We start from the raw sequence: 21,351 nt of genomic DNA, 5'->3' as shown, positions 1-21,351 counted from the left end.
CTAAATATAACTAAATATAACTAAATATAACTAGTTATAATCGAATATAATTTGAACGATTGAGTTGTTTTTAAAAAATAGGAGAAATATTCTTTTCTTTGTTACAATGAAGGAAGAAAGTGAGGAATCGTCTATGGATCATCATTCCTACACAACGGAAGAAGTAGCAAAGCGATTAAAAGTATCAAAATTAACTGTATACGACTTAATTAAAAAGGAAGAACTTCCTTCTTATAGGGTTGGTAGACAAATGCGCATTGATGCAACGGATTTAGAGCAATATATAAAGCAAATGAAAACGGGAAAGGTGCAAGTTACTCCTATAAAGAAGGCTGAAAATAGTATTTCGAGTACATGCATCATTAGCGGTCAAGAACTAACGTTAGATATGTTGGCAAAGCATATAGAAAATCGATTGCCAAATTCTAATATATTAAGAGCGTATCAAGGTAGTTTAACGAGTTTAGTGAAGATGTACCAAGGAGAAGGAAGTGTGGTTAGTTTACACTTATTTGATGGTGAAACGGGTATATATAATGTTCCTTATGTAAAACGTATTTTAGTTGGACAACCATGTATTATGATTAATTTATTGGCAAGAAATGTGGGTTTTTATGTCCAAAAAGGAAATCCCAAGAAAATAAATACATGGGCTGATATATCCGGGTCCTCTATAAAGTTTGTAAATCGAGAAAAAGGTTCTGGTATTAGGGTGCTAGTGGATGAACAATTACGAATTCAAAAGTTAAATAAAGAACATATTAGTGGATATGACTGGGAAGAATCAAATCATCTTGGTGTTGCTTCGCAAGTTGCGAATGGAAAAGCTGATGTTGGGATAGGGTCAGAAAAGGTTTCGCAAATTGTAAATGTAGACTTTATTCCAATAATGAAAGAGCAGTATGATTTAGTGATTTTAAAGAATAAAGAAAATGAGGAGCTTATCGAAGTTATGAAAGAAATTCTGCAATCAGAAGAATTTCATAATGAATTAAAAGCGATTGGCGGATATGATATTACGAAAACAGGCCAAATTATATATGAAACAAACTAAAAAGCTGCTTGTCTATAAGACGAGCAGCTTTTTCTATATATAAAGGGATTTGGGGAAACAAAGTGTTAAATAAGACTTTGAGCAAGTGTGTAAATGAAAGCTGTAAGAAGAGTCGCTCCACTTGCGAGTCCGAGGATAATAAATATTAATTGCAGCTATTGAGGCAGCTTACAGAAGGATCATGCTTTTGTATGATTACAAAAATCAGTGGTGGATTTAGAAAAAATTGTTAGTAACATTACTACATAAGTTGATTCTTGTTTATAATAGATTGGTAAGAATAATTTGGAAAAATAAATGTTAAAAGGGGATAAGTAATGGGAAGTGAGTTACCACAATGGTTGTCAAAACTAAATGATGAATTAGATCAAATAGAAAATGAATTAGTAGATGACAAGACATTTCAGAAAAACCTTCGACAAATTAGAGAATTAAAAAGCGACATAAATAGTAATCCTATCATTATGATTGCTGGGGAGTTTAATGCGGGAAAATCCACCTTTATTAATGCTTTATTAGGTGAGGAGATTTTAACTTCGGAGATAACACCAGCAACAGCAATTGTAACAGTTTTAAAATACGGAGAAGTTAGAGGAATAACTGCGTATTTTAAAAATGGAGATTGTAAAACATATAGTATTGAGAAATTAGCTACTATTTCATCTGAAGGGGAAGAAAATGGTGCATTTATCCGTAAGAGTCTAAACTTTTTGGAGATAACACTGCCAAGTGAGATTCTAAAACAGGTTACGTTAGTTGATACTCCTGGATTAAACTCGTCAAATTTATTACATACAGAAGCTACAGAGATGTTTATGCGACGGGCTGATTTAGCAATTTGGTTATTCTCATATTTAAATGTTGGATCTTCTACAGAGATTAATCAAATAAATAAATTAAAAGACTACGGACTACAAACGACAGGGATTATTAATCAAATTGATCATCATGATGATGAAGAGGAACCATTAGAAGACTTTATTATGGATACAAAGAGACGGTTACCGATGCTTCAAAATTTAATAGGAGTTTCAGCTCGTAACGCATTAAAAGGGAAAGTGGAAAATGATGCTGAGCAGATGAATTGGAGCAATTGGAGGGAATTAGAGAATTGGTTGGACAATTTACAATTTGATCCTTATTTGAAGGAGAAGAAGGCTTATGTAGGGCTAGCCAATACTTTAAAAGAAATACAACATTGTATAGAAAATGAAAAGCAAAAACTAGACTTTGTAGAATCGCAAGGGAAGATAAATCAATTAATTTTTGAAATGATTCCTAACCTAGATAGGAAATATGATAATGGGATACAGTCCCTAAATAAAGTAAAAGATTTTGCTCATACTATTAATATACTTAATAATAAAAAATATTCTGTTGGGGAGATAGTGGAGAGTTCACAAAAAATTAGTGCTCTATTAAATCAACAATCGGAACTTATTTCAGAACTGAATCTCGTTGAAGAGGTAAATAAGTTTAATAGGTTTAATGAAGAAAAAATAAATGTAGGTAAAGAATTATTTTACCTGATTAATAATATAGGTGAAGAAGAAGAATTAAAACAGTTGAAAGTGGGATTAAGCAACGAAAGAAATCAGTTGTTAGATGATTATAAGGAATATGGGAAATCAAATATATTTGGTAAGACTCCTTTTTGGGGACGTTTGGAAAATCTCAAAGGATTTTTAAAGAGGCAGGATGAGTTAAATAGAAATATAGTTAATTTTAATAATGAAGCCCAAACGTTTAAGGAATACAAAAATTTATTTCAACAAGTAGGGGAACATATACTTCATAATATTAAATCTTTCCTTAATAAGTTAGAAACAGCGGTGAACAATTACGCAAAGAAAGAATGGGAATTGTATAAAAAAGAATATAATGCTGTAAAGTCGCACTTTGAAAAAATAGATTATAGTAGTGTTTCAAAATTAAATACCTTACAGCTGAAAAAGGAAAGTATAGTCAGAATTTTATCAGATACAGATTTATTAAAGCGGGAATACATTTTTCATAAAGACTTATATGAAGAAGCGAAACAATTGAGTGCAGCATTTATATTATTGGAGCGTGAAGGAGGGAATTTTGAATACGAGAGATATATAGAGGCACAGAGAACCCTAAATAATATGTTACCAATGTATTCTTTATATCAGAAAGAATATAGGCATCAGGTTACCACTGCAAAAGGGAGTAAAAGTTTAGGGAGTCTGCAGGAAATAGATTTATCTATTAATTTGAAAGAGGAAAGACAATTTCTCAATGCATGTCGGACGTTAATAATGGTCGCAGTTTTTGTCTTTGGATTGACTGCAATATTAGCAGCGACTAAGCAATCTGGGGATTCTATGAATCAAAACGTAGAAGAGGAGGAACCAAGTTATATAAGTGATTCAAAGAGACAAAAAGAAGTAGAAGAAGAAAGTGTAGAAGTAAATCGAGAATCTCAAAATACAGAAGTTATAACAGTTTCAAATCAGGTTCAGGACTATAATCGCGCGTACCAGAGAGCAATAAAAGAGAAGAACTTTTCAATTGTATCCCCGTATATAGATATGAGCGGTAAAGCTTACGAGGATGTAAAAAGGGATGTAAATAATGCTAGAACAGAACGTTTTTCTCTTGATTCAAAATCGTTTTATATAGAGGATGCAACATTAGAAGCGGATAACATGTATCAAGTTATTGCAGCGAATGAAATTATCACTACATATGAAAACGGCAAAAAAGAGTATTTGAAAGTGAAAACTACGTATGTTATGAAGCGAAATTATAGTGGTGATGAATGGAAGGTATATGATATATCCACTATTCAATTAGATAAGAAAACCCTTGAACAAGGTAAGTCGCAAACGGTTGGTGTGGTGAAAGAAGAGCAAAATATTCAGCAATTTATGAATCGATTCTACCGTGAGTTTGAAACAGCATTTAATCAATATAATTTTAGTCGAATTGCATCTTTCTACGATCCAAGTGGTAGTGAATATCAAGATGTACAGAAGTATTTCAAAACGATGGAAGAGAAGCGTATACAGCAAAGAACGTATCCTCCGGTCATTAAAAACATTCAAAAAATAGGGGGACAGCAATATAAGGTAGAGGTACAAGAGGAATATACATTCCATTATCCAGATGGAAGAGATGACCATAAAAAAATGACATTCTATTATACTCTGAAGGAAAACGGGTACGAACATTACCAAATCATAAAAATTGATAAGTAGGGTGAAACTGTGATCAATGGTATTTTTATTCCATTGATCACATAGATTCACTTGTTAGTAAAGAGATAAATTTTAATATTAGGTGAAGGAGAACTATATGTCATTTTCATTATCACAATTTAAAGAAAAGAAATTAGATACATTGGAACAACTTCAAAATTTGCGGAATATATTTGTGGAGCGTAAGCAAGTAGATTACGTGAACACTATAGAAAAATTAATTCAAAATGTAATGAATGAAGAGTTTGTTATTGTAGTAGTAGGTGAATTCTCGCGAGGAAAGTCGACATTTATTAATAGTTTTCTTGGAAAGCGCATACTTCCATCCTCAGTAAAGCCAACTACAACTATTTTAAATAAAATTACGTACAAAGAACATCCAAATATTACATTGCATTATCGTGATGAAAAGGAAAAATCCCGTGCGATTTCGGAAGAAGAATTTAAAAAAATTGTTGCACCTAGAGAACCAATTGTAGGGGATGAGCAATCAGAAAAAGAATATGAAGAAGCGTTAAAGAAGATCTCAGAAGTTGCTTATGCTGAAGTTGGCTATCCACTTTCATTTTGCTCGGATGGAGTAGAAATTATTGACACGCCAGGAACAAACGACTTAGATGAAGCACGTGAGGAAATTACAAATACATTTATTCCAACATCTGATGCAGCTATATTACTATTATCTGGTGTGAAAATCTTATCTGAATCTGAGATGAGCTTTTTACGTGATCGTATTTTATCACAAGATATTCAGAAAGTTTTCTTTGTCATTAATTTTAAGGATGCTCTAGATGAAGAGGGAATTAAAAAAGTATACTCTTATGCGCAAGAGAAATTAAGTAAGGTAGTAGAAAATCCTAGAATCTTTTTTGTTTCAGCAAAGCATGCTTTGGCATATCGACGAAAACAAAACGGAGAAACTATACGTATGCGTGGTCCAATTATGGATATTGAAGAGACTGGAATACCTCAATTGGAGCAGGAATTGGCACATTTCTTACAATATGAACGTGGGATGATTAAACTACAAAAACCAATTCAAACAGCAAAACGATTGGCAAATAAAACACTACAAGAGCAAATTACATTCGATAAAAAAAGTTTAAATAATGATATTAAAGATTTAGATAAGAAATTAGAAAAGTTACGTGAACAAATTAGCGAGCTAAAGCGAATCGGAAAAGAAGCAGCTAATTATATTGAAATAACTTTGAAGAAGAAAGAGAAAGTAATCCAAGGAGAGTATGGCAAAGGGTTGAATGAGATTGCAACACAAGCAAAGGAGACAGCGGATTCTTTATATAAGAGGATGTCTACAGAAGAAGTGGTAACAAATGTAGAAACCAAAGTTGCTCCATTAGAGAGGGCTTTACATGAGAAAATGAAAAAAATACAAGAGAAGACGTTGAAGGAAATATTAACAACTGCCAGTCAAAAGGTAGAAAAGCATATCCAATCAATCCAAGGGCAGTTAGAACATTTAGTGCAGGGTGAGATAGAGCATAATATTATACCTGTTAAATCAGATGAAAAGTATAGCAATTATGCCCCTATTGATATAGTAGATGACATTGTAGGTAGTATATGGGAACAAATCCCTCGAGGCCGCTGGTATTCTGGAGTTTTAAAGGGACTAACTTTGTTTACTGGAGTAATTGGAAAGGGAATACAATCTATATTTCACTTTTTCAGTGGGAGAGATCAAGAATACGAACAGTTAATGAAAGGGATAGATGAGAGATTTGATAAGAACATCCCAACGAAATTGAATAGATTTAAAGAAGGATGGCGCGGGAAAATTAAGGTTGTTATGGATCTGTATAATCAAAAAGTGCAGGAACAAGTAAATATATTAAATATGAAAATGGAAACATTGCTACAAAACCGTCAAATGGAACAGTATGTAGCAGAAGAAAGATTGCAAGTATTAAATCGCCAAGAGCAACAAGTAGAGCGTGTAATTCAAGAAATGGATAAAATTATTTCGGATAAAGTGGGTGTGAAATAATGAATTACGAAGAAAGAAAAACAGATTTATTTAATAAAATTCAAGTACTGCGAAATCAAGTTTGTGACATATTACCTCAAAGCCCTCAAATTCGTAAATTTGATGAAGTGCTCTTGGATTTAAAAGAAGATTTATACACAGTTGTTGTCGTTGGTGAGTTCAAGAATGGAAAATCTACTTTTGTAAATGCATTGTTAGGAGAATCATTGTTGCCTGTAGATGTAACACCTACGACGGCGGCTATCCATGCTTTAGTATGGGGAAGTGAAAGAAGTTTTGAGGTGCATAAAAGTGATGGAACGGTAGAAAGAAGTGGCTTGCAAGCTGAAACATTGCAAAAATATGTAGCGACAGCAGATTTTAACCCAGATGAAGTAAACTATTTAAAATTATGTATGCCAGCGCCACTTTTGAAGAATAAAGTAGTTCTTGTTGATACACCAGGTGTTAATGATTTAAATAAACATCGTTCAAATATTACATATGAATTTATTCCGCGTGCAGACGTAGTATTGTTCATGCTAGATATGACAGCGCCATTAAAGAGAACAGAGGAACAATTTATTAATAATAGTTTACTAGGAAAAGGGTTAGATCGCCTTATATTTGTGGCAAACTTTGCTGATCGTGTCGATGAGGAAGAAGTAGAAGAACTTAGTGAATTTATTTCAAATCGTATTCAACGTGTGACTGAAATTGAGTGTCCGAGGGTATTTCCAATTTCAGCTCGAGAAGGACTGGAGGCAAAGCAAACGAAAGACGAGGAACTTTGGGAGTATTCTGGTCTAGGGGACGTAGAGAAGAATATATGGGATATAATTCAAAATGGTTCTTGCAGCGAAGAGAAATTAATGCGCTATTATAATCGAGTTACACATATTTTGTATGATGCATTAGAAGAAATTCAAGTTCTATCATCTGTTAATACGCAGTCTCTTGAAGAGTTAGAGAAATCCTATGATTCATTGAATCAATGGGATACGGAGAGATTGTCGAGGGAACAGAAAATTAATGAGTATGTGCAAGCACGTGAAAATGAAATACAGCTTATCATCTATAAATCAGTTGATTTTTTAGGTGAAAGCATAAGGGATGAAGTAAAAGACCGTATCCAATTATATAACGGACACGACATGGGAAATTTCATCGAAACTCAAATACCACTAATTATAAAAAATAGATTAAAACGATGGATTGATCAGTATTCAGGGTATATACAAGAATTATTAAGAAAACTTGAAATAGAGCTTTCAAAAGGGTTAAGTCAAATATTTGATATGAAAATTCTAATGCGAAAACAGGTTGCAGATCGTTTAACATACGATGTTGATGTAGAAATGCATGCCCCTAATAAAATGAATCCGTTGATTGCTTCAGGAGCAATTGTAGGAGGGGCTAGTACGATAGCGATGGTACTTGGAGGACCAATATTCATTCCGATTATTGGTTTAGCAGGATTACCGTATATACAAAAGAAAATGATTCAGAAACAATTAGATGAGATTAAGCCGAAGTTATTAGTGGAAGTCGATCATGTTGTTTCACAAGTTATGGAAGATTTTATGAAGCATATTGCGCAATATGTCTCTGAAGGAATTTTAGAAATTAAGAGACACACAATGTGTGTATTTCAAGATAAAGTAGATGCGGGACGTCATTTACTAGAGGAAGAAATAAAACAGAAAAAATCAGTTTATCACAATAAGTTCAATGAGCAAGAGAAAGTTGAAAAAATACAGAAAGCAATAGTGGCACAATATAATTATTTTATAAAAGAGGTGGAAAGAAATGAACGACTTTTCTCACAATCATGATTTAAATATATCAGATGCATTTGATAAACAGTTTTCACATTCTAATGACGCAATTGATGGGACACACAGTGTGTTATCACACCAAATAGATACAGGGTTCTTTAGTGTGCATGATAATCCTGCATCGGATTCAATCGATATTTTTCAATATGCAGATCCGTTACAGCATGCAAATCAATTTCAAATGCAACCGTTACATTTCGTTAAACCTCATCATGTTGATGGTTACATGAGGCAGGATGGGACATATGTAGAAGGATATTGGCGAGATGGTGATGGGAATGCACAAGTAGATAGGGCTGTTGAAATGGGTGGGGGATACGCTCGTTCTAATCCTGATAATGTAATTAGTAATAATTTAAATCAAAAATTTTAACTGTTATATAGAAAAAGCTGCTTGTCTATAAGACGAGCAGCTTTTTCTATATATAAAGGGATTTGGGGAAACAAAGTGTTAAATAAGACTTTGAGCAAGTGTGTAAATGAAAGCTGTAAGAAGAGTCGCTCCACTTGCGAGTCCGATAAAGTCTGATTTGTTAAATGTAATGATGTTCATAATAATCTCTCCTTATTTGTTTAATGTAGTTGCAACTGCTTTTGCATCGACAAGTGCGGATAGCACCATGCCCATTGTATTTAAAAATTTATTTGATTTCATTTTGTTCATCATGCGTATCCGCTCCTTTTCGAATTGTTGTTGCCCTGCTTTATGTCTTAATTATAGGAAATATGATCGCCTACAACTATCGAATTAGCTTACGGGAGACTTACACTTTTGTAAGAATGTCCTTTAAAGCATGTTGATATGATGATGCCCTTCAATTGTTTTTAAAAAGCTACGCATTGAATTTGTCATATAACTATCTTTACGGCGTATGAAAACTGTGGAAATGCTACCATATTTTTCAGGGATTGCATGGCAATGTACTTTACCTGCCTTGGAAAGATGCTGGACGGCGGACTGCGGTACGAGTGTAATCCCAAGGCCGAGTGCGACACTGTTTAGTATTGTTTCTAATATATTAAATTCCATAATTCTTTTTGGAAGCAAACCTTCATCTTTAAGCCAACGTTCTAGCTTGGAGCGGTATCCACACCCTTGATTAAAAACGAGTAGGGGCGTCGTAGTGAATTCTTCTATATGAAAAGCTTTATTTTGTGTAACAAGCATTAATTTTTCGGTACTAACATCGTATTGTTCGATTAATGGATGTTTAATAGGACCTGATATAAATGCACCATCTAATTGGTGATCGATTACTTCTCTAATAAGTTCTTCTGTTAGACCAGCTTGTAATGATAGATCGACATTTGGATAGCTCTTATAGTAAGAAGACAAAATGGTAGGCAATGTGCTTACTGTTTCGACTGTACCAATTTTTAATATACCAGATGGTGTTTCGCTATCTAAAAACACTTGTTTTAGCTCTTCAACATCTTGCAAAATTTTATGAACATAAACGAGCATTTTTCTACCTTCAGCTGTTAAAGTCATGCCTCGTTTATGACGGTAAAAGAGCGGTGTTTTTAGCTCGTTTTCCAGTTGTTTAATACGTGCAGTTACATTTGATTGTACGTAATTTAATTCCTTTGCTGCGCCGCTTACACTACCACGGTCGGCAACGCTTTGGAAGATTTGTAAGTCTCGTAATTCCATTTTATGCTCCTCCTTGATGTTAACTATCATTATAAATGATAGTTAACATCATTTTGAATCATTTTACGTGATATATTTTTTCTTTTACAATTCTCTTTGTGCAAATAGAAAGAAGTGGGGGATTGCGGTGAGAAGAAGTCAAATGATAATAGGTGCGTTTGCATGTTTAATTGCAAGTATGTCATGGGGAGCAATGTTTCCTGTTGCTGATCATGCACTAGAATACATAGATCCATTTTATTTTTCACTTATTCGCTATGGAGCCGTAGCAATAGTGCTGATGGTAGTATTGTTAATGAAAGAAGGACAGAAAGCATTTCGTTTAGAAGGAAGAGGAAAGTTACTCGTCTTTTTTGGAACGATGGCGTTTACCGTATACAATGTATTAATTTTTCTAGGGCAAATGTTAATGGGAAAATCAGGTGTAATGGTAGCTTCTATTATGGAGGCGCTTATGCCGATGATTTCCATTTGTATTCTATGGGGATATAAACATATAAAACCGAAAAAGTATATGATAACGAGCATGTGTATTGCTTTTGTAGGAGCTGTGTTTGTTATTACGAAAGGTGACATGAGTTTCTTTTTAACATTGAAAGATAACATGTTTTCACTAGCATTTATATTTGTTGGTGTTGTAGGCTGGGTTATTTATACGATGGGTGGTCAAACATGTAGCGATTGGTCAACATTACGTTATTCTACGCTGACATGTGTATTTGGTACAACTGTCACAGGAATTATAACTGTAATCATTACGTCACTTGGATATGTATCAGTTCCAAGCATGGGAACGATTTCTATTGTGAAATATGATTTGTTATTTATGATGACATTACCAGGTATCGTAGCACTACTTGCTTGGAACTACGGTGTGAAAATCTTATCATCAATTAATGGTATTTTATTTATTAACTTTGTGCCAATTACTACTTTAGTTATTATGATGATGCAAGGGTATAAAATAACAACGTTTGATATTGTAGGAACATTATTTGTTATTGCAGCACTTATTCGTAATAATGTTTGTCAGAGAAAAGAAGAAAATATAAATAAACAAGTTTTACAAGAAAAGCAATTGCGCCAAGCTGTTTAATAGGCAACTGGAGGATTTTATATGTTAGAAAGTTTATTGTTTTTCTTTGCTGCTGGAGTTGCCTGCGAGCTTGCAGCGATTAATCGAAATGGTCGTAAGAATATAAAACAACAAGCTGAACTGATACAGCTTTTAAAAGAATTGAAGGAAAGAAAAATTAAAAAGACGACCGGGCATAGACGGTCGTCTTTTTCTATATAAAGGGGAAAGGGGACACAAAGTTATACAAGCGTTGCGGCGTAAATGAAAGCAGTAAGAAGAATTGAGCCGCTAGCTAGTCCTAAAAAATCTAATTTGTTAAAAGTGATGTTATTCATAATACATTCTCCTTACTTGTTTAATGTAGAAGCAACAGCTTTTGCATCGATAAGAGCGGAAAATACCATGCCCATTGTATTTAAGAAATTGTTTGATTTCATTTTGTTCATCATATAGATCCGCTCCTTTTCAAATGGTTGTTGTTTCTTTCTGACTTAATTGTATGAAATATTACAAGAAGTAACTATCGAATTAGCTTACAAGAAAATTACACTTTTGTAAGAATTGAAATTTAACAATAAATACTTATTTTTATTACCAACTCCTAAAACTTAGTGTTATAATCGTTGTAAGAAAATGATTATACTTCGGATATTCAGAAAGGAACGAAACAAATGTATAAACCAATTACATTTTCGTTGAAATATATATTTAAAATGGCTGGGAAGGTAGAAGTGCAAGGGAGAGAAAAATTACCGGAAAATGGCCCTTACGTTGTTGCGTGTACACATACAAGTTTTATGGATGTTTTAATGTTAGCGACAGGAATGTATCCAACCCAAATTCATTACATGGCAAAAAAAGAATTGTTTGAAGGGAAATTTAAAAATTGGTTTTTTAAAAATGTAAATGCATTCCCTGTAGACCGTGCGAATCCGGGGCCAAGCACATTGAAAATTCCATCGCGTTTATTAAAAGAGGGAAAAGTAGTAGGTATTTTCCCGAGTGGAACGAGATCATCAGAAGATGTTTCATTAAAAGCTGGGGCTGTTACGATTGCAATGCGTTCTAACGTTCCATTAATACCGGCAGCTTATGTTGGTCCATCAAGTGTAAAAGAATTGATAAAAGGAAAAAAAGCACAATTAGTTTTTGGAGACCCAATTCAAATTGATGCTGAAGAACAAATAGATCGAAAAACGGCTATGAAAATGATGACAGATCAATTAAATGAAAAGTTTGAAGAACTAAAGGAAGCTCTTCAATCAAATCAAAAGTAAGAAAAGACGACCGGGCATAGACGGTCGTCTTTTCTATTACTATTTATATAAAGTGAAACTTTAATCAGTGGGGGGGTCATCCCCACTAATTATTAGCCTTCACCAATCGGGCTTTTACAGGCAGTTGATCTCCCGCCTAACTTCCTCGCATTCGTCGAATTCTGAGGTGGGAGTCTTACTGCCCGTTAAAGCGGGATAAAGGGGAAAGGGGACACAAAGTTATACAAGCGTAGCAGCGTAAATGAAAGCAGTAAGAAGAACCGAGCCGCTAGCAAGTCCTAAAAAATCTAATTTGTTAAAAGTGATGTTGTTCATAAAATGTATTCTCCTTACTTGTTTAATGTAGAAGCAACAGCTTTTGCATCGATAAGAGCAGATAATACCATGCCCATTGTATTTAAGAAATTGTTTGATTTCATTTTGTTCATCATATTAGATCCGCTCCTTTTCGAATGGTTGTTGCCCTGTTTCTAACTTAATTGTATGAAATATAGCGGAGAGTCACTATCGAATTAGCTTACAGGAAAATTACACTTTTGTAAGAAAAACGAATGAAGGTGTCATGATGAGAAGATTTGACATATGTTCATGTGATTTATTAAGTTAAAAGTAGAGGTGAGTGTATGGCTAATATTAAAGATATTGCAAAGATGGCTGGGGTTTCAGTTACGACTGTTTCGAGGGTATTAAATGATCATCCATATGTAAGTGAAGAAAAAAGGAAAGTTGTTTTAGAAATAGTTGAGAAATTGAATTACTCACAAAATGCAAATGCTGTTCATTTATCAAAAGGGAAGACGAATATTGTTGGTGTGATTTTACCTTATATTAATCATCCGTGTTTTGATGCGATGGTGGGTGGAATGATGGAAGTTGCGTTAGCTCACAATTATCGAGTGCTTCTTTGTCAAACGAATTACAATAAAAAAGAAGAAATGAAAAGTTTACATATGTTGAAAACAAAGCAACTAGATGGTCTGATCATTTGTTCTCGTGCTAATGAATGGGAAATTATAGAGCCTTATGCAGCGTATGGGGCGGTTATTGCTTGTGAGGATAATGATATTGAAAGTATATCGAGTGTATATACAGATCATTTTAATGCCTTTCAATTAGGGATGAGTTACCTTATTGAAAAAGGTTATAAGAAGATTGGATATTGTACGGGAAGAAAGTTAGGACCAAGTAGTAAGAAACGTTTTGATGCGTATAAACAACAGCTACAATTAATAGATGAAGAAGTGATGGAAGATCGGATTTTCACAGAATGCTTTACATTAGAAGATGGTGTAAGAGTTGCACATCAATTTAAGGAGATGGAGAATCCTCCTGAAGCGTTAATAGTGGCAGGAGATGAGGTCGCTATTGGGATCATGACAGAAGTTGAAAAATTAGGTATTAAAGTTCCGGAGGATTTAGCGATTATTGGTTTTGATAATCAACCGATTTCTCAAGTTTTACAACTGACAACCATTGACCAAAATTTAAAGGTAATAGGTAAGACGGCTTTTGAAATGTTTTACAGGCAAGTAAGTGATGAGGGTTCTAAACAAGAAAAGATGGAAATTCCATATAAACTTGTGGAACGTTCTACAGTTTAGTGATAATCCGTTATGTGTATAATCACATAACGGATTATTTTTTGAAATGTCTTTGACAGGAAATGCGTTTCATACTTTATAAAAGAGTTACACCGGTCTGCAATAATCCATGGATTCTTTTCAAGTGTTAAAGCAATGAATAGAATTTGGAGGGATATGTATGAATGAACTTTTATTAAGTATGAAAAAATATGTAGAAGATGATGAACAAATTTTAGCATTTGTGATAGGGATATTTGAGAAAGATGATTTTACCTTATCATATCGGCATGGGATTTTCGTTGCTACTACTAGACGTCTCCTCTTTTATGGAGAATTTCCGTACTATCCATCAACATTTGAAGCGTATTCGTATTTGCATATAGATGACATAAATTTTCATCCGCAATTAGTGTTTACTTGTAATCAGGAAACGGTAACAGCTAAGTATATTCAGAAAGGTAATGTGGAGCGATTTGTCCGTACAGTTAGAGCGAATATGAATAATTAATCACCCCTTTGTTTAAACATAATATCTTGGTCTTTGTGAGGAAAAATGCGAAATAAAAACAACTTCTAAACCTCTAGGAGATAGTGATACAATGTCAAATGGGGGGAGGTATGAACTATGGTTAATCAACGTATAAAGGAAATAACACTAATTACAATTGGTTCATTATTATTCGCAATTGGTATTAATTACTTTGCAATTCCAAACCGTTTATCAGAGGGTGGAATTATTGGTGTAACGGTTGTTACGTACTATTTATTTGATTGGTCGCCGGGGATTGTGAATTTTGCTATAAATGCAATTTTACTAGCTGTTGGTTATAAATTTTTTGATAAGAAAACGATGGTTTATACAATTTTAGGGATTGTAGAAACATCCTTGTTTTTATATGTTACGGAACATATTGAGTATCATGTAAATAGTGATACGTTATTAGCGGCTCTATTCGCTGGCTTATTTGTCGGTGTCGGATTAGGCTGTATGTTCAAAGCTGGAGGTACATCAGGAGGATCGGCAATTTTAGCGCAGTTAGCCAATCAATATTTAGGGTGGAGCGTTGGTAAAGGCGTGCTTATTATTGATATTGTGGTAATTGCTGGTTCTGTATTTATAATAGGGCAAGAAAAAGCAATGTACACACTTGTTGCAGTATTCATCGGAGCGAAAGTGATTGATTTCATTGTAGAAGGAATGGATACAAAAATAGCTGTTACAATCATTTCAAATCAACCGGATTTAATACGTGAAACTATTACGAAAAACATGACACGTGGTGTCACTGTATTAGAAGGACGCGGCGGATATACTGGTAAAAATAAAGAAGTGTTATATATTGTTATTAATAAACAAGAGCTTGTTAAGTTAAAGCAAGTTATTAGCCGAGTAGATGAAGATGCTTTCGTTGTTATTCACGATGTACGAGATGTACTTGGTGGTGGCTTTAAAGCGAGCTAAAAGGTGAACGAGTAAATTCGTTCGCCTTTTTTAATTCTTACAAAAATGTAAGTGTAATGTAAGGAGATTCAATAGTAGATTTTATTCCTTCTTTTTAAAATGGATGTATATATATCCTGCAGAGGAGGAATGTTTATTATGAAGAAAAAAATGATCACTACTATAATAGCGATGATAGTGATAGTAGTAATGTTACTGCCTACGAAACTTGGACCAGTTATCGATAAATATAATCCACTTTATAAGACGAAAGAATATTATACGGTTGTGAATACAATTGGTCAGCATATTGGTGATGAGTGGTATGAATATGAATTTATTGCATTTGACGAACGTGGAAGAGAGCAAAAAATAAAGAAGACTGTTAAGCATATGTTAAAGAAAGATGAAGCATTAAAGGTGTACGCAAAAGGACGCTACGGTGAGGCAATTGAAGAAATTGAAGCTGTAAATATTCCTATTAACGCAAAGAGTAAACTTTTAACGATGAGATAGCGAATTATACCCCCTCCTATTTTTTGTCGAAAATAAAAATACTAGGTAAGGGTATTTTGGGGTGCAAGAAAGAGCCTTAGTCCATATGGACTAAGGCTCTTTTTATTATATAAAGGGGAAGGGGGTACATTGTAGTAGCATGAGTGAAAGGTATAAGAAGAGTAGGCTACTAGCAATGTAATTTGGTTATGTGAGTGTTCTTCTTATTTGGCTTACTTTCTAACTTTATTGTACGAAATATAGGTAAGGGAAACTATCGAATTACATTACACATAGCTTACAAACATGTAAGTCTTCTGTAATGTAATTCGATGGTTAAAAGCTAGTGAATTTCATATAGTGTAATTAGAAAGTCTCACTGTATTACTTTCTGTTTGTAATGTTAATGAAGAATGAAAAACCAACTACTTTTTAATAGCCCTCATCTGTATTTAGATGAGGCTCTTTTTTGAACCTTACAACATTGTAAGGTTCATGTAAGTTAATTCGATAGTAAATTTGTCATATTTTTTGCATAATAGATACAAATAGATAAAAATAATTAGGGATATAGTAAGAAGGGAGAAAACTGGGATGCGTAAAGAAGAAGTAGTGAAGTTTCCAATTAAAGATTACTGTAGCTACTTTACTGTTGCCGTAGTATGTATTGGATTATTTGATATAATAACAAATTTAATTGTTAAATAATATAGATGATAAAACAAGAAGGGAGATCCTTTCTTGTTTTTTTATGGGGGAATAAAGATGAAATGGATTGATAGTCATATACATGTTGACCAATATAAAGGTGAAGAGAAAAGTAGATTACTTAAAGATGTGGAAAATAGTAAAGAGGTAAAGGGGCTTATTGCAGTATCTATGAATTATCAATCATGTAAAGACACTTTATCTTTAGCAAAGCGATATCCTTTTGTACATCCAGCAATAGGTTTTCATCCGGAACAACTGATTCATAGAGAAGAATGTGAGCGCATATTTAAATTAATTGAAGCTCATGTAGAGGACATTGTTGCGATTGGTGAAGTGGGACTCCCGTATTATTTAAGGAAAGAAGATGAAAATATTGCTATCGATCCATACATAGCGGTGTTAAAAAAGTTTGTTGAACTAGCTAGTAAACATGATTTACCAATTGTATTGCATGCGGTTTATGAAGATGCTGACACTGTATGTGATTTTCTTGAAGAATATAAAGTTTCACGTGCACACTTCCATTGGTTTAAAGGAAGTGAAGAGACAATGAAACGGATGATGAGGAACGGTTATTATATTTCTATCACACCGGATGTTTTACATAAGGAGAAAATTAGAAAAATCGTTTCGTATTATCCGCTTGAATATATGATGGTAGAAACAGATGGCCCATGGGAATTTCAAGAGGATACGCTGACACATCCTTATATGATAAAAGATGTATTACAAGAAATTAGTATAATAAAAAAAATATCAGTAGAGAAAGTTACTGAGCAAATATATGCGAATACGGTACGATTTTATAAAGTTAGTGAGTCATAAAAAACACCAAGCATCTCGCTTGGTGTTTTTTTATGACTCTAATTTTTTCGCACGTCTTAATAATAAAAGAAAGACAATTATAATGAACCCGATTATAAGGAAGAACCCATATTGTTTTATATAATCAATCATGTCATTCGCACTTGTTGGTTTTTCAACGTGAATGCCGTCTTTATTAGTAGTAATATGAATATCTTTCATTTTTACTTCATTCGTTTCTTTTTGTAAATCAATCCATGCTACGTTTGGAATACTTTCTAGTTCCTTTAATACTTCTTTTAATGGTTGAACACCTAAGTAAGGATGATAAAATGCACCGATAATTCCATCAGATAGTTTAGTGATAGATAAAGCACGTTCTTTCATTTTGGCAATATCTTGTGGCTTGCCTTCTTCGATAAATCCAACCGTTTCAGGCATTAATTTCATCCCATGTAAAAACGATGGTGTACTCGTATAAGCTGGTGAATGCATAGATTTCCAAGTTGTATCGTTTAGTTGTAGTTGTCCTACATAAGTAGAGAAATATTGAGAAAGTATCTCGTATCCTTTTTGAGACATTGTATAGTGCGGAGCTTCAAAGGCAACTGGATACAATTTAGCTTCTACAAGCTCTGTAATCCCTTTTTCAATATGCTCTTTAATATACTTTTCTTCAAAGGTTTTTCCGTTTTCCACGTATTTATTATAGTCCTCTGTAGATTGGAAATCGTCTTTTGTTTTTGGTTTTTCATGGTTCGGTTGACGAATTGGTTGATCAGTTTTTACATCCCAAAATTCAAAACCTTCGCCAGTTTCACTATCATAAAATTGATGAGTGTAACCATGCATGACGATAGAGCCACCGTTATCTTGCATAAAGCGTAAAACATCAATTAATTCAGAGTTATCCTTTAAATGTACTGTTTTTCCTGTGTTTGGATCTTTGTAGACAGGGATAACGGTAATCATATAAGGAAGCTTTTTCTTGTTTAGTAATTCAGCAATTTCTTTTAATTGCTTTACATCTACAGCTGGGTGAACGTCTTCAAGGCGTAAATAAGCTGAAGTTTTATTTGTCATAGGCTTTTGTTCGAAGTAAGAAAATAGCATTTCACCGACGTAATGAGACATCCAATCAAAAAGGTTTGGAGTCGCGACATAATATGATGTTCCTTGGTGAACGATTAACGGATGGGTTCCATCGGCACTCAAGGCGTAAGCAAGAGTTGTTCCTTTTACTTCAATTTTCTTCATTAAGCGTTCTTCTTGTAATTCATTTTTTAATTTGTGTGTCGGATATTCTATAGTATGAGTTCGTATATCAGTTTCATCCGAGGTAATGAAAGAAAAACGATTAGATAATTGTTCAACATTTTGCCCTAAAACTAATACTGGACCTGAGAAGTTTTCTAGAAATTGTTTTGCTGCAATAGAAAAACCTTCTTTTTTCTCTCCGATATAAACAATATGTGTATAAGAAGATGAGTTAGTAGTTTCATTCATTTCTTTTAAACTTTTTACTGTTATATCATTTGTAAAGTGTCCTAACTGAGTATTAAGGATTTGTACATTGTTTGTAATTTTGTTGTTTTCTGTACTATACAAAATAAGTACTTTTGGCTTGGATGATGTTTGCGCAGATGTGTGTATAGGAATGAGTAGTAAAATGCTAAAAAAGAGTAGTAGGACTTTTTTCATTTATATATGCTCCTAGTCTATATGGAATTCAATTTACAATTATATACAAGAAAAAAGTTATAGTCCATGTAAGTTACATTTTTGCATGTATTTACCAATTATTTTTTCGCAAAATCGGTCTAAAGCATGATGATAATATGTATAGTAATTTGCTATGATGGAAGAGTAAGAGAACGATAGAATGTAGGTAATTGTAAAGGGAAGGCTGAAAGGGGACAAATTTCAGCGGAGAAAGAGGTAGAGGTAGTGAAGAAATTCTTTGTAGGATTTTTAGTTGTTCTTGGAGTGTATTTATATTTCCAAGAGAAGTCTGAAGGAATGGATAAGCTAATGAATGAGACAAGCTATGTTGATTCAGAGGAAGCAAAACAGATGAAACAAATTATTATAGAGGAAGCAAAGAAAGTAAACCTTCCAGAATGGATACCTCTTACAATTGCCGAACATGAAAGTAGGTTAAATCCAAGAAGTGTTGGAGATAACGGAACTTCATTCGGATTGTTTCAATTGCACCGCGGTGGTGGGCTTGCACCAGGTAATTTAACTGATGAAGAGTTGAAAGATCCGCGTACAAATGCGCAAATAGCAATGCCGCATTTAATGAAGGGATATCAGCGTGGGGTGCAAAAAGGTTTGACTGATTTTGCATTACTGAAATATGTAGCGAATACATCAGGTTGGCCAGGAAATTTAGGGCCAGAGTGGACGGATAACAACATGAAGTATAACGTTGGATTAGAAGATGTATATTATCGGAATAAAGGCGTAATAAAAGAGTAGGTTTTCGACACCTACTCTGTTTTTTTATGAATAATTTTGTCTTCTTGTTTCATGAAATACTGTGCTAGTTGTATTTTCACCTCTTCTAGTTTTGTAGAAACTTGTGGTATTTTATACCCTACATACAATGGTGAAACGACAAACCTAGGAACAACTTTACAAATGATTTTTCCATTTAGGTGATAGAAGAATAAGTTATAACTACTACATCCTTTATGGAAATCTGTCAGTATGTAACGTACAGTTTGCTGAATATAATTTGCCATTTCATCGAGAAATGCAATATCTTCAATGATTATGTTAAATTCAGTAAAACCGATAATGGGGCGCGCTGAAATGTTGAGCTCAATGTGTCCGTTTTTTTGAACAATTACCCCTTGGAAATTTTCTTCTTCAATATTTTCGAGATAGTCTACATGCTTCATTCCGATAATTTGCATGTGTGCATGATGCAAACTTCCACCTGAAAATGGACCGTGATTTTTGTATAAAATCACAGATGTAAATTCTTCACTTTTCTGCAAGTGTAACCAATGTTGAATAGAGAAACGAATTAGTTTTCTCATATGTTCTTCTGTATATGTTCCGATATGATCTTCACAATTATCTGTTTCGATTAGCACTGTTTGAAAGGTATCTTTTAATGTAGGAAATTTATTTTTCAGCCAAATAATAGAGCCCTCAGCTGCTAAAATATCCGTTAAATTTTCTCTGTCACAAAAAGGACATGCAGCGCTTCTGTTCCGAATGCTTTCTGGTTTTTGTTTACCGATATCGTTTAAAAAATATAGTTGTTGAGTATCCATTTGTATATATGCCCCTTTAAAATATGTGTAAAAATCCCGCTTAATACATTCGGGGAAAGGAGGAGGAAATCCTTTAAAGGGAATAGGGAAAAATAAAAGACAAGATATCCTCATTACAATAGGGTACCTTGTCTTTTATTTTTTCTTCAATAGTGTGTATGGATAATATAGAGCATTTGCATTTTTTTTCTTTTTTCTATTTTTTATTGTGTATAAGGCAATTGCCGTACTTGCGATCATAATAATGGCTTTCTTCATATTCATGTACCCCTTTTTATTGTTGGTTTAATTCTTGGCTAACTGCTTTTGCGTCGACTAAAGCGTGTAAAATCATTTTCACCATGTTTATCATATTCCTTCACTCCTTTTTATAGTTCGTTTAGTTCTTTTACAACTGCTTGTCCGTTCACTAATACCTCAAAGATTGCTTTTACGATTTCTTTCATCATGATTGTTTTCCTCCTTGTTTTTGTCTCTCTTGTTTATAACTTTATTGTATAGGGAGGCATCTTTTCGTACTATCGCTTTCCATTACGTGAACATAACAGTTTTGTAAGATTTGATGTCACTTATTGAAATGTTTAGTCTATCTTCATTATTTTCAGAAAAATGACTATTCAAACATGAAATGGGAAAGTATAATAAAGAAGTAGTATTAAATTCCGTACGAAAGGGGTGAATGAGATGAAACGTTCTTTAGCTGCGCGTGCCAAATTTTTAGATTATATCTATTTTTGTCGTGCGATTTTTCATGATGTAGTTGTTAACGGGATACGTATGCCCTTTTTTAACAATTGCATAGTAGCTATTGAACGATAGAAGTCTCTTCACCCATTTTTGATAAACGTGTGAAAAGGGAGCTATTTGGCTTCCTTTTTCTATGTCAAAAACCATGGGGAATGTTTCTTTCCCATGGTT

22 protein-coding genes and 1 pseudogene are annotated in these 21,351 nt (G+C 33.6%); 15 read left to right on the top strand and 8 right to left on the bottom strand.

Features of this window, described 5'->3' with window-relative positions; translation table 11 throughout:
- Positions 1–106: 106 nt before the first annotated feature.
- Positions 107–1,054: a substrate-binding domain-containing protein gene (locus tag CDB3_RS01095; protein ID WP_128853258.1), complete on the top strand. Its 948-nt coding sequence runs from the start codon at positions 107–109 to the stop codon at positions 1,052–1,054.
- Between the two features lie 65 nt (positions 1,055–1,119).
- Here the strand turns inward: CDB3_RS01095 and CDB3_RS01090 are convergent.
- Positions 1,120–1,188, bottom strand: a pseudogene (locus CDB3_RS01090) (DUF3948 family protein); the annotation flags it as partial.
- A 183-nt stretch (positions 1,189–1,371) separates the two neighbouring features.
- Here CDB3_RS01090 and CDB3_RS01085 point away from each other — a divergent pair.
- From CDB3_RS01085 to CDB3_RS01070, 4 genes are all read left to right on the top strand, one after another.
- Positions 1,372–4,278, top strand: coding sequence for a dynamin family protein (locus CDB3_RS01085; RefSeq protein WP_128853257.1), 2,907 nt, complete (start codon positions 1,372–1,374; stop codon positions 4,276–4,278).
- Positions 4,279–4,375: 97 nt separating this feature from the next.
- On the top strand, positions 4,376–6,286 hold the full coding sequence (locus CDB3_RS01080) for a dynamin family protein (protein WP_128853256.1): 1,911 nt from the start codon (positions 4,376–4,378) through the stop codon (positions 6,284–6,286).
- Positions 6,286–8,100: a dynamin family protein gene (locus CDB3_RS01075; protein ID WP_128853255.1), complete on the top strand. Its 1,815-nt coding sequence runs from the start codon at positions 6,286–6,288 to the stop codon at positions 8,098–8,100. Before CDB3_RS01080 ends, CDB3_RS01075 begins: the two co-directional genes overlap by 1 nt.
- Positions 8,075–8,476 carry a hypothetical protein gene (locus CDB3_RS01070; protein ID WP_128853254.1) on the top strand — a complete coding sequence of 134 codons (402 nt, stop codon included), beginning with the start codon at positions 8,075–8,077 and terminating at the stop codon, positions 8,474–8,476. The genes CDB3_RS01075 and CDB3_RS01070 overlap by 26 nt, the downstream gene beginning before the upstream one ends.
- A gap of 78 nt (positions 8,477–8,554) precedes the next feature.
- Here CDB3_RS01070 and CDB3_RS01065 read toward each other — a convergent pair whose 3' ends face one another.
- Positions 8,555–8,656 (bottom strand): DUF3948 family protein, encoded by a 102-nt coding sequence (locus CDB3_RS01065; protein WP_128853253.1) that lies wholly within the window; start codon positions 8,654–8,656, stop codon positions 8,555–8,557.
- A gap of 234 nt (positions 8,657–8,890) precedes the next feature.
- Complete coding sequence (locus tag CDB3_RS01060) at positions 8,891–9,757, bottom strand: LysR family transcriptional regulator (RefSeq protein WP_128853252.1); 867 nt, start codon at positions 9,755–9,757, stop codon at positions 8,891–8,893.
- 127 nt (positions 9,758–9,884) lie between these two features.
- On the opposite strand from CDB3_RS01060, the gene CDB3_RS01055 reads away from it, so the two are divergent.
- Positions 9,885–10,853, top strand: a complete 969-nt coding sequence (locus CDB3_RS01055; RefSeq protein WP_128853251.1) for a DMT family transporter — start codon at positions 9,885–9,887, stop codon at positions 10,851–10,853.
- A gap of 21 nt (positions 10,854–10,874) precedes the next feature.
- On the top strand, positions 10,875–11,054 hold the full coding sequence (locus CDB3_RS01050) for a YrzO family protein (protein WP_128853250.1): 180 nt from the start codon (positions 10,875–10,877) through the stop codon (positions 11,052–11,054).
- Positions 11,055–11,074: 20 nt separating this feature from the next.
- Here CDB3_RS01050 and CDB3_RS01045 read toward each other — a convergent pair whose 3' ends face one another.
- The gene (locus CDB3_RS01045) at positions 11,075–11,170 is read right to left on the bottom strand and encodes a DUF3948 family protein (protein WP_001059999.1); all 96 of its coding nucleotides are present in this window, start codon (positions 11,168–11,170) and stop codon (positions 11,075–11,077) included.
- A gap of 336 nt (positions 11,171–11,506) precedes the next feature.
- On the opposite strand from CDB3_RS01045, the gene CDB3_RS01040 reads away from it, so the two are divergent.
- Positions 11,507–12,112 (top strand): lysophospholipid acyltransferase family protein, encoded by a 606-nt coding sequence (locus CDB3_RS01040; protein WP_128853249.1) that lies wholly within the window; start codon positions 11,507–11,509, stop codon positions 12,110–12,112.
- A 219-nt stretch (positions 12,113–12,331) separates the two neighbouring features.
- Here the strand turns inward: CDB3_RS01040 and CDB3_RS01035 are convergent, their stop codons facing one another.
- Positions 12,332–12,427, bottom strand: a complete 96-nt coding sequence (locus tag CDB3_RS01035) for a DUF3948 family protein (protein WP_001060010.1) — start codon at positions 12,425–12,427, stop codon at positions 12,332–12,334.
- Between the two features lie 308 nt (positions 12,428–12,735).
- Here CDB3_RS01035 and CDB3_RS01030 point away from each other — a divergent pair, with 308 nt between their 5' ends.
- The 5 genes from CDB3_RS01030 (at position 12,736) to CDB3_RS01010 (ending at position 17,167) form a co-directional block, all read left to right on the top strand.
- Complete coding sequence (locus CDB3_RS01030) at positions 12,736–13,713, top strand: LacI family DNA-binding transcriptional regulator (RefSeq protein WP_128853248.1); 978 nt, start codon at positions 12,736–12,738, stop codon at positions 13,711–13,713.
- Positions 13,714–13,873: 160 nt separating this feature from the next.
- Entirely contained in the window at positions 13,874–14,203 is a 330-nt protein-coding gene (locus CDB3_RS01025) for a PH domain-containing protein (protein ID WP_128853247.1), read from the top strand.
- A gap of 117 nt (positions 14,204–14,320) precedes the next feature.
- On the top strand, positions 14,321–15,157 hold the full coding sequence (locus CDB3_RS01020; RefSeq protein ID WP_097831205.1) for a YitT family protein: 837 nt from the start codon (positions 14,321–14,323) through the stop codon (positions 15,155–15,157).
- A gap of 138 nt (positions 15,158–15,295) precedes the next feature.
- Entirely contained in the window at positions 15,296–15,652 is a 357-nt protein-coding gene (locus tag CDB3_RS01015; RefSeq protein WP_128853246.1) for a YxeA family protein, read from the top strand.
- Between the two features lie 744 nt (positions 15,653–16,396).
- A complete protein-coding gene (locus CDB3_RS01010; RefSeq protein WP_128853245.1) occupies positions 16,397–17,167 on the top strand; it encodes a TatD family hydrolase in 771 nt (256 codons plus the stop codon).
- A 30-nt stretch (positions 17,168–17,197) separates the two neighbouring features.
- Here the strand turns inward: CDB3_RS01010 and CDB3_RS01005 are convergent, their stop codons facing one another.
- Positions 17,198–18,847, bottom strand: coding sequence for a DUF2334 domain-containing protein (locus CDB3_RS01005; protein ID WP_128853244.1), 1,650 nt, complete (start codon positions 18,845–18,847; stop codon positions 17,198–17,200).
- A gap of 246 nt (positions 18,848–19,093) precedes the next feature.
- On the opposite strand from CDB3_RS01005, the gene CDB3_RS01000 reads away from it, so the two are divergent.
- Complete coding sequence (locus CDB3_RS01000) at positions 19,094–19,627, top strand: transglycosylase SLT domain-containing protein (RefSeq protein ID WP_128853243.1); 534 nt, start codon at positions 19,094–19,096, stop codon at positions 19,625–19,627.
- An 11-nt stretch (positions 19,628–19,638) separates the two neighbouring features.
- Here the strand turns inward: CDB3_RS01000 and CDB3_RS00995 are convergent, their stop codons facing one another.
- Together CDB3_RS00995 and CDB3_RS00990 are read right to left on the bottom strand one after the other, a co-directional pair.
- Positions 19,639–20,433: a DUF4931 domain-containing protein gene (locus CDB3_RS00995; protein WP_483861143.1), complete on the bottom strand. Its 795-nt coding sequence runs from the start codon at positions 20,431–20,433 to the stop codon at positions 19,639–19,641.
- A gap of 135 nt (positions 20,434–20,568) precedes the next feature.
- Positions 20,569–20,697: a spore coat protein B gene (locus tag CDB3_RS00990; protein WP_071744517.1), complete on the bottom strand. Its 129-nt coding sequence runs from the start codon at positions 20,695–20,697 to the stop codon at positions 20,569–20,571.
- Between the two features lie 420 nt (positions 20,698–21,117).
- Here CDB3_RS00990 and CDB3_RS32910 point away from each other — a divergent pair, with 420 nt between their 5' ends.
- Positions 21,118–21,252 (top strand): RAxF-45 family protein, encoded by a 135-nt coding sequence (locus tag CDB3_RS32910; RefSeq protein ID WP_079999070.1) that lies wholly within the window; start codon positions 21,118–21,120, stop codon positions 21,250–21,252.
- Positions 21,253–21,351 lie beyond the last annotated feature (99 nt).

The organism is Bacillus sp. CDB3, from assembly GCF_002081505.1.
GTDB classification, from domain to species: Bacteria; Bacillota; Bacilli; order Bacillales; family Bacillaceae_G; genus Bacillus_A; species Bacillus_A cereus_AT.
The sequence above is the reverse complement of the archived record's forward strand: the minus strand, read 5'-3'. Positions and strand labels throughout refer to the sequence as shown.